This is a genomic window from Staphylococcus massiliensis CCUG 55927 (assembly GCF_000298075.1).
GTDB lineage: Bacteria > Bacillota > Bacilli > Staphylococcales > Staphylococcaceae > Staphylococcus > Staphylococcus massiliensis.
In genome coordinates, this window is record NZ_JH815593.1 from 1,608,475 (window position 1) to 1,615,618 (window position 7,144).

Genomic DNA, 7,144 nt, shown 5'->3' on the forward strand with positions numbered 1-7,144 from the left:
CTTTTCTCATTTATTAGGTAAAATCATTCTCATATATTGAATAAAGTGACATTGCTATAATTTCAACAAATCATTTTGTATGATTAGGGTGTACCTTAAACAGACAAACTATATCGAATTTAATATATTTATTTGCTATACGATAAAGCAGAGTCCATTAATAGCTTTTATCTTTATGATCCCTTCATTCAAAAACAAATGAAATCAAAAAAAATAGAAAGGCAATGAAATGTGATTATACTCAATTACATTTCATTGCCTTGGAATATAGTCATACACATCTGCTAATAGCTGAAAGAAGTCAATTTCTAGAGCAGTTGATAATATTTTCAAAGTTGATAAACTAGGTAAATTATATCCATTTTCAATATTAGTTAAAGTCTTTACAGATAGATCTTCATATTCTATTAATCCTTGTCTTACTCGATCATCTAAGAAATAACTCCTTGTATCTTTTTTAAGAGATAAATTCATTCTATGTTCTCTTATAATTGATCCAAATTTTATTAAGTCTCTATTTTTTCTTTTAGTCATAGTAATAATATATCACAAAAGGAACCTTGGTGCCTTTTGTGAATAGAATTCCATGCTAGAATATATTTATAGCTTAGCAAAAATGCTCAAGCCAAAAATCAAAAGCGAGGTAAAAATATTATGACAACAAAAAAATTCAAAGCACAAGCCGTTAGAACAATTGTATCCCCATCAAACAACGATATTACTACTTATTACACATGGGTAAACTTTAAAGACTTGCCTACTGATTTCTCTCTAGAAGTGAATCCTAGAAAACCGAAAATGAATACAGCAGTAGCAAAACAACTTATTGATGCAGTAACTGGTCCTGATGATACAAATTTCGACATCAATAATCGTGGAATAGTCATTACTGCTAAATCATTAAAATTTGATACACATAGTCATCTTGTAACTTTAGATTTAGGGGACGATGATACTAGATATGGAATTTTAGATGGAGGGCATACTTATACTGCAATAATAGAAAATGTTGATAAATTATCAGAAGACATTAATAAGTATGTAAAATTAGAAATTATAGTAGGGGAAAGTGTTGATGCATCAGCATTAGCTGATGCTAGAAACACATCAGCGCAAGTGAGTGACATTGCATTGTTTGAATTAGATAGCAAATTCGGATTCATAAAAGATGCAATAAAAAATGAACCTTATGCTAATGATATAGCATATAAAGATAATGACAATAAAGAAATACGTATTGCAGAACTATTAAAACTAATGTTTTCCTTCAATATCAAAAGATTTCCTGATGATAGTAGTGCTCCAGTATCAGCTTATTCAGGAAAAGCAGCTGTATTTAGAGATTATAAAAACGAATATGAAAAATACGAAAATGGGAAAACCCCATACAACATATATGAACTTTTATCTCCTCATTTAAATAAAATGGTTCAACTTTACGAATTAATACAACTTGAACTTCCAGAAAAATATCAAGAATTTAAAGAAGAGGAAGGAAGAAAAGGAAGCTTTGGCAAAGTACGAGGAGTTGAAGGTTCTGGAGATTATAAAACTGATTTTACTCAACAAAAAATCAACTATCAAATATCAGTAGGTTACTTGCTCCCCATTTTCGGGGCATTTAGAGCTTTAATTAAGCAAGAAGGTTCAGATTCAATTGATTGGGAATTTGATCCATTAGAAGTATGGCAAAAAGCAGGAAGAAGGTTGGTGCAAAATACCTTTGACACTGATACAAATCCTCAATTAGTTGGAAAAAGCAAAACCCTTTGGCAAGCTAATTATCGTATCGTTGATAGCATAAGAAAGGATTTATTACTTGAACAGTTATTGAGTAATAAGTAATATTCTATATTTTGCATTCCTATGCACTAGGATGTTATAATACATTTAACGAAGATTATATGCATATATGCACCAATCCCCTCACTATTTGCGGTAGTGAGGGGATTTTTTGATGCGGCTTAACGTCGCCTTCTATTTATTGCGTTTACTACTAAGCCAGTAAGTAAAATACGCAACTGCACAGCCACTAATGACTGGTGCAATGATGTGAACGAAGATCATAAGCATATGAAGCACCTCCTTCCGTCGAAAATATCGCCGGAAGTTAAGGCGACTCTATTATTATATCATCTGTAAACACGTAAGCATATCTACTTCCGATAAGTTGAATTATGTTGAATAATTAATGGTTCTGTTGCAAAGTAAAAAATATAGCTAACCACTAATATGTCATGTCAGTGTTCGTTTAACTTGCTAGCATGATGCTAATTTCGTGGCATGGCGAAAATCCGTAGATCTGAAGAGACCTGCGGTTCTTTTTATATAGACCGTAAATACACTCAATACCTTTTAAAGTATTTTTGGCTGTATTGATACTTTGATATCTTGTCTTTCTTATTTTAATATGACGGTGATCTTGCTCAATGAGGTTATTCAGATATTTCGATGTACAATGACAGTCGGGATTCAGTTTAAATGTTTTAATAACTTTAGCCATGGCTACCTTCGTTGAAGGTGCCTGATCTGTAATCACTTTTTGAGGTTTACCAAATTGTTTAATGAGACGTTTGATAAACGCATATGCTGAATGATTATCGCGTTGCTTACGCAACCAAATATCTAATGTATGCCCCTCTGCATCAATAGCACGATATAAATAGTTCCATTTCCCTTTTATTTTGATGTACGTCTCATCAATACGCCATTTGTAATAGGCTGTTTTATGTTTTTTCTTCCAAATTTGATACAAAATCGGAGCATATTCTTGAACCCAACGGTAGACCGTTGAATGATGAACATTGACACCACGTTCTCTTAGTATTTCAGATATATCACGATAACTAAGCGCATATCTTAGATAGTAGCCAACAGCCACAATGATAACATCCTTGTTAAATTGTTTATATCTGAAATAATTCATACAGAAGACTCCTTTTTGTTAAAATTATACTATAAATTCAACTTTGCAACAGAACCTAAATTTAGATGATGCAGAAGAAGGAGATTTAGTTCGTACAAGTGATGAAGAAAAAGATAAAGAAGAGAAAGATGCACATTCAATTATTGCTCAGTGGAATTTCAGAAAGCAGAATTATTATTTAAGAAAATCTTAACAACGTTAGCTGAAAAGCTAGCGTTGTTTTATTGAAAAGTACTAAAAAACATTAGGGTACTTTTAGGGTACAGCCACAATATGCGTAGGGTACTTTTAGGGTACCATACTATATGTTGTGGGTACCTTAAGGGTACAAAAGCAAAAAATGATTGCACTTTAGAAATTGCTGTATCCCTTGAAATGTCTGGCTTCGCCAGACCATACATTTTTAAATGTATGCAAATTTCCCTTATGCTCTTACAAAGCATTTTGGACAAAATCAAGATTTCGGTATTTTTTACAGAAATTTGCCCCTGCAGGAACTAAAAAACGTCATCACTTTTTAAAGGATTTTATGCAAAATTTTAGTTTGCATGTAACTGGGCAGTGTCTAAAAATCGTCACTGGTTTTGCTAAAAGTTTGTGATGTGAAATCAAAATATATTTATTTGACTCTCATTTGCGTTTTAAGAGCCATTAAATCATTCTGGGATAAATAATATAAAATACCCCTAAATGCTCTAAAAATCACCTTAAAATTGCAAATAAAGGTATTTTAAACTTTGGTATTTAGTGTGATAGATTTTTCGGAGAGGTGGTTTTGTTTTGAAAATCTTTTTATATTTTATATACTTTTTTGTTTCGTTTTTTATTTTAAAATCTTTACTTGATTTAGTAATACCAGCAATTGATTTTCATGTATATTTGAATTTGGTTACTGCATTATTTTTTGCACTTTTTATGATACTACTCGATTTTTTTATTAAAAAGAATAAAAACAAGAAGTAGAACACGCATTTATGCCGAGAAAATTTATTGATCAATGAGAAGAACCCTTAACTAAACTTGAAGACGAATGTCGGCATAGCGTGAGCTATTAAGCCGACGATTCGACAAGTTTAGGGTTTGTTAAGGGTTCAGAGGCTCGTTGTCAATAAAGCAATACTATGATTTGTTGTTTTTTGGAATAATGAAGAACAATAAAATAATAATTATAATGGCTGTTATTGAGTATATGATATTGGCTTCACTAGGAATATTGATTAAGTTCAATACTATACTGCAAATCATAAGTAGTAGTATTATTATTCCCGCTAAAACAGAATTTTTTTTCATTCTGACACCTCCATAAAAGGTATTTTATTATGTTATGCTAAAAAATGTAACATTTAAATTTATTATTTGAAAGGAAATTTTCTTTTGAAAAAGGCTATTGTAACATTATCAAGCGTTGCTTTACTATTTGGTTTTGGAAGTACTTCATACGTAGAAGCGAATGAGGTTAGTAATGTTAAATAAGTGACTCAAAGTTCGCAAGAAAGTGGTTCAGACATTCCCGATGGCATAAGTTTAGAAAATGTTGATCAACAAGAATTGACGCAGTTTCTTACTACGGTAGGAAACATTCCAGATTCAGTATTAGCAAAAGGGGATAAGGCTACAAATGAATACTTACAAAAAGAAAATTCTAATTTAACTACTTCTGAGCGTGGAGTTGTAGGGTGCACATCAGCTATAGGTTTAGCAATCGTTAGTAATGCATTTTCTGCTGCTAAAATTGCTAAAGTAAAAGAAGTTCTTAAAGCTGCTGGTGGTGCAAAAACATTCGCTACTAAGTTAGTTCCAGCATATAAAGAAGCTCGTAAGACGATGTCTAAGAAAGACGCAGCTGTTTCTGCTGTCAAAACAGCTGGAAGTGCTGCGGGACCTCAAGCATTGTCTGCAGCAATTGGATTCTTTAGTGTTGGTCAAGTGTATAGTGAGTGTTTTGAATAAATTAAATAGCATGCCGAATTCGGCACGCTATTTTGGTTTTTGAAACGAGTTGAAAACGAGTTTCTTCTTGATACTATAGGTAACTATTACAATGCGAACTTATACCTTTCAAACCGTTGATATAACTTTCCTGCCCACATTTTAATGAGTCACATAATGGGTTTGCGACTCCCTTTTATAAATCGTCATTGAGAAGAACGATTCCTGTTTTATTCGTCGCTCCAAGAATTGCGACATCACTTTTATTTAACCAAATATATTATAAATCATTTCCAAAACTGCCACCACTGTTTTTCCTTTCCGGCAGCAATTTGTTTTTTTGCTTCTTGCAATTCTTGAATTGCTATCGTAAAGTTTTTGTCTCGCTGATCAATTTGTTCCAAAAGTTTTTTATTAAAATCTTCCTGATTTTTTACAAACTGTAATAAAAGATCTTCATCATCATGTAGCGAAGTATCGGGTTGCGATATAGACAAACTAGTACGATATAAACTCGCTACATGATTAATCGATTCATTAAGAGACTTCCCCGCAGATTTTAAACTACAAGCATATTCTAAAAACCGGATATCATCCTCGCTATATTGTCTCCAATTTTTTTCATCCTTTTTAAAAGAATATCCTTGTTCCTCAAGCATTTGAGAATATTTTCTAACGGTGACAGGTTCTATGGAAAGTCGCTTTGCTACATCCTTACTAGAATATACTTTTGAATCGTTTTTCACTTTTATCACCTCGATAAAAGTTTCGATACAGATTAAAAAAAGCCTTTATTTTTCTCTTACTTTGTACCATTAACAATCACCATTTACAGCACGATATATTTTATTGGCTTTATGCCATAAAAAAGAGTAGCTTTATGCTACTCAATTACCTTAATAAATTAATTTGATTATTTCACTAGAATGTTTAGGATCAATTACATATGTATCCGTACTATCTCCAATATATTTTAAAACAATTTCATCTTGATCATTTTTCGTTAAATGCAGATCTCTATCAGTACCATCGGATAGTGTTATTTTAATATTATAATCGTATTTTTCAATATCGTATTTTTTTTCCTCAGCTTGTTGGAAGCCCTTCTTAAAAACATCAATATCTTCAGTTTTAGTATATTCTTTATCAAAATTCTCATTAAAAGCATCTAAACCAATAAAATCGGCTAATTTAACTTCTTTAATGTCTCCACTTTGCTGAGATAATATTGACTCATCAGTCTTAGATTGACACCCACCTAACAACACCACTACAAATAACACAGATAAAACGATGCACTTTCTCATAATACCACCCCTAAATCATCAATTTGGTAACCACTTTCATTTTCTATAAGCTTATGATAGCATTTACATATATAATAAAAAAGGAGTTGTACTACTTGAAAAAGAAATTATTTTACATCCCATTTTTAATTGCAATCCTATCTTTAGTTACTATCGTTCCAATCACTTCAGCATTGGCAGCAACAGACAACAACAAAACAACAACAAAAGAACAATCAACATCTGCAAAAGGTAAAATTATTATTAAATACACTGCTCCAGAAACAGATTGGGACAGTGCTACACCAGAAGAAAAAGAAACTTTAAAAGAAATAGGATGGGAACTAGAAGATGGAGTCCTCGTACAATATCGCTCAGTTCCAGAAGAAATTGAAGAAGCTATAAAAGATGGTTACCTTCTCCCACAGGACGAAGAAATAGAATATCAGAAACATAGTACATTCGAAATGCACGATGGTCACAACGATGAAGACGACACTATAATAGTGAATGGTAAAAAAACAGAAATAAATGACGGTCGTTTTGATGTAGAGGAAAACCCTGAAACAATTGAAGTTGAAAGTGATGAAAACAACAAAGAAACAATCAAAAAAGATGAAAACGGAGAGTACCAAGTAATCTTAGAACAAAACTTAAATGAAATAATCGGGGATATGGAAGATCATGAGGAACATAATGACATGGACAATAACACTCCCCCAATACAAACATTTGCCTATGGACAAACATATAAAACAGGAGATTGGGTTCATTGTAATAGATTTAATGGCCCTAAAAGTAACCATAAACATTTAGAAAAATGGAAACCTCAAGCAATAATTAATTTTTATCACAGTGATTGTGATTATGGTGCACTTAGATATTGCAAATCACATAAAAATTGTAACCAAAAATACAGAGCTGCATATTGCTCCTACAAACAAGGACATAGTACAAAATATCATAAACATTAATAGTAAAAGCCCCTAAATTAGGGGCTTTC

The 7,144-nt window shown here is 32.0% G+C and carries 9 protein-coding genes and 1 pseudogene; 5 read left to right on the plus strand and 5 right to left on the minus strand.

The genetic code is table 11. The annotated features are described in order from the left end of the window. Nucleotides 1-252: 252 nt before the first annotated feature. Complete coding sequence (locus A33S_RS0107920) at nucleotides 253-474, minus strand: helix-turn-helix domain-containing protein (protein WP_017176719.1); 222 nt, start codon at nucleotides 472-474, stop codon at nucleotides 253-255. Nucleotides 475-654: 180 nt separating this feature from the next. Here A33S_RS0107920 and A33S_RS0107925 point away from each other — a divergent pair, with 180 nt between their 5' ends. Beyond that, nucleotides 655-1,845 carry an AIPR family protein gene (locus A33S_RS0107925; RefSeq protein WP_017176720.1) on the plus strand — a complete coding sequence of 397 codons (1,191 nt, stop codon included), beginning with the start codon at nucleotides 655-657 and terminating at the stop codon, nucleotides 1,843-1,845. A 132-nt stretch (nucleotides 1,846-1,977) separates the two neighbouring features. Here the strand turns inward: A33S_RS0107925 and A33S_RS12275 are convergent, their stop codons facing one another. Then, nucleotides 1,978-2,073, minus strand: a complete 96-nt coding sequence (locus A33S_RS12275; RefSeq protein ID WP_002441941.1) for a type I toxin-antitoxin system Fst family toxin — start codon at nucleotides 2,071-2,073, stop codon at nucleotides 1,978-1,980. A 178-nt stretch (nucleotides 2,074-2,251) separates the two neighbouring features. Continuing rightward, nucleotides 2,252-2,926, minus strand: coding sequence for an IS6 family transposase (locus A33S_RS0107935; protein ID WP_017176721.1), 675 nt, complete (start codon nucleotides 2,924-2,926; stop codon nucleotides 2,252-2,254). 55 nt (nucleotides 2,927-2,981) lie between these two features. Between A33S_RS0107935 and A33S_RS12065 the strand changes: the two are divergent. From A33S_RS12065 to A33S_RS0107955, 3 genes and pseudogenes are all read left to right on the plus strand, one after another. Further along, nucleotides 2,982-3,119, plus strand: a pseudogene (locus A33S_RS12065) (protein rep); the annotation flags it as partial. A 587-nt stretch (nucleotides 3,120-3,706) separates the two neighbouring features. Beyond that, entirely contained in the window at nucleotides 3,707-3,889 is a 183-nt protein-coding gene (locus A33S_RS12530) for a hypothetical protein (RefSeq protein ID WP_009385238.1), read from the plus strand. A gap of 510 nt (nucleotides 3,890-4,399) precedes the next feature. Continuing rightward, complete coding sequence (locus tag A33S_RS0107955) at nucleotides 4,400-4,876, plus strand: hypothetical protein (protein ID WP_017176724.1); 477 nt, start codon at nucleotides 4,400-4,402, stop codon at nucleotides 4,874-4,876. 266 nt (nucleotides 4,877-5,142) lie between these two features. On the opposite strand, the gene A33S_RS0107960 is transcribed toward A33S_RS0107955, so the two are convergent. Next, nucleotides 5,143-5,601 carry a DUF3967 domain-containing protein gene (locus A33S_RS0107960; protein WP_009385240.1) on the minus strand — a complete coding sequence of 153 codons (459 nt, stop codon included), beginning with the start codon at nucleotides 5,599-5,601 and terminating at the stop codon, nucleotides 5,143-5,145. Between the two features lie 150 nt (nucleotides 5,602-5,751). Then, entirely contained in the window at nucleotides 5,752-6,162 is a 411-nt protein-coding gene (locus A33S_RS0107965; protein WP_009385241.1) for a hypothetical protein, read from the minus strand. Between the two features lie 95 nt (nucleotides 6,163-6,257). Here A33S_RS0107965 and A33S_RS0107970 point away from each other — a divergent pair, with 95 nt between their 5' ends. After that, complete coding sequence (locus A33S_RS0107970) at nucleotides 6,258-7,115, plus strand: hypothetical protein (RefSeq protein WP_009385242.1); 858 nt, start codon at nucleotides 6,258-6,260, stop codon at nucleotides 7,113-7,115. Nucleotides 7,116-7,144: the final 29 nt, after the last annotated feature.

Excerpts from the sequence above, each read along its gene's own strand:
- A33S_RS0107965 (WP_009385241.1), bottom strand. The coding sequence starts at position 6,162 with ATGAGAAAGTGCATCGTTTTATCTGTGTTATTTGTAGTGGTGTTGTTA.
- A33S_RS12275 (WP_002441941.1), bottom strand. The coding sequence starts at position 2,073 with ATGCTTATGATCTTCGTTCACATCATTGCACCAGTCATTAGTGGCTGT.
- A33S_RS0107920 (WP_017176719.1), bottom strand. The coding sequence starts at position 474 with ATGAATTTATCTCTTAAAAAAGATACAAGGAGTTATTTCTTAGATGAT.
- A33S_RS0107925 (WP_017176720.1), top strand. The coding sequence starts at position 655 with ATGACAACAAAAAAATTCAAAGCACAAGCCGTTAGAACAATTGTATCC.
- A33S_RS0107935 (WP_017176721.1), bottom strand. The coding sequence starts at position 2,926 with ATGAATTATTTCAGATATAAACAATTTAACAAGGATGTTATCATTGTG.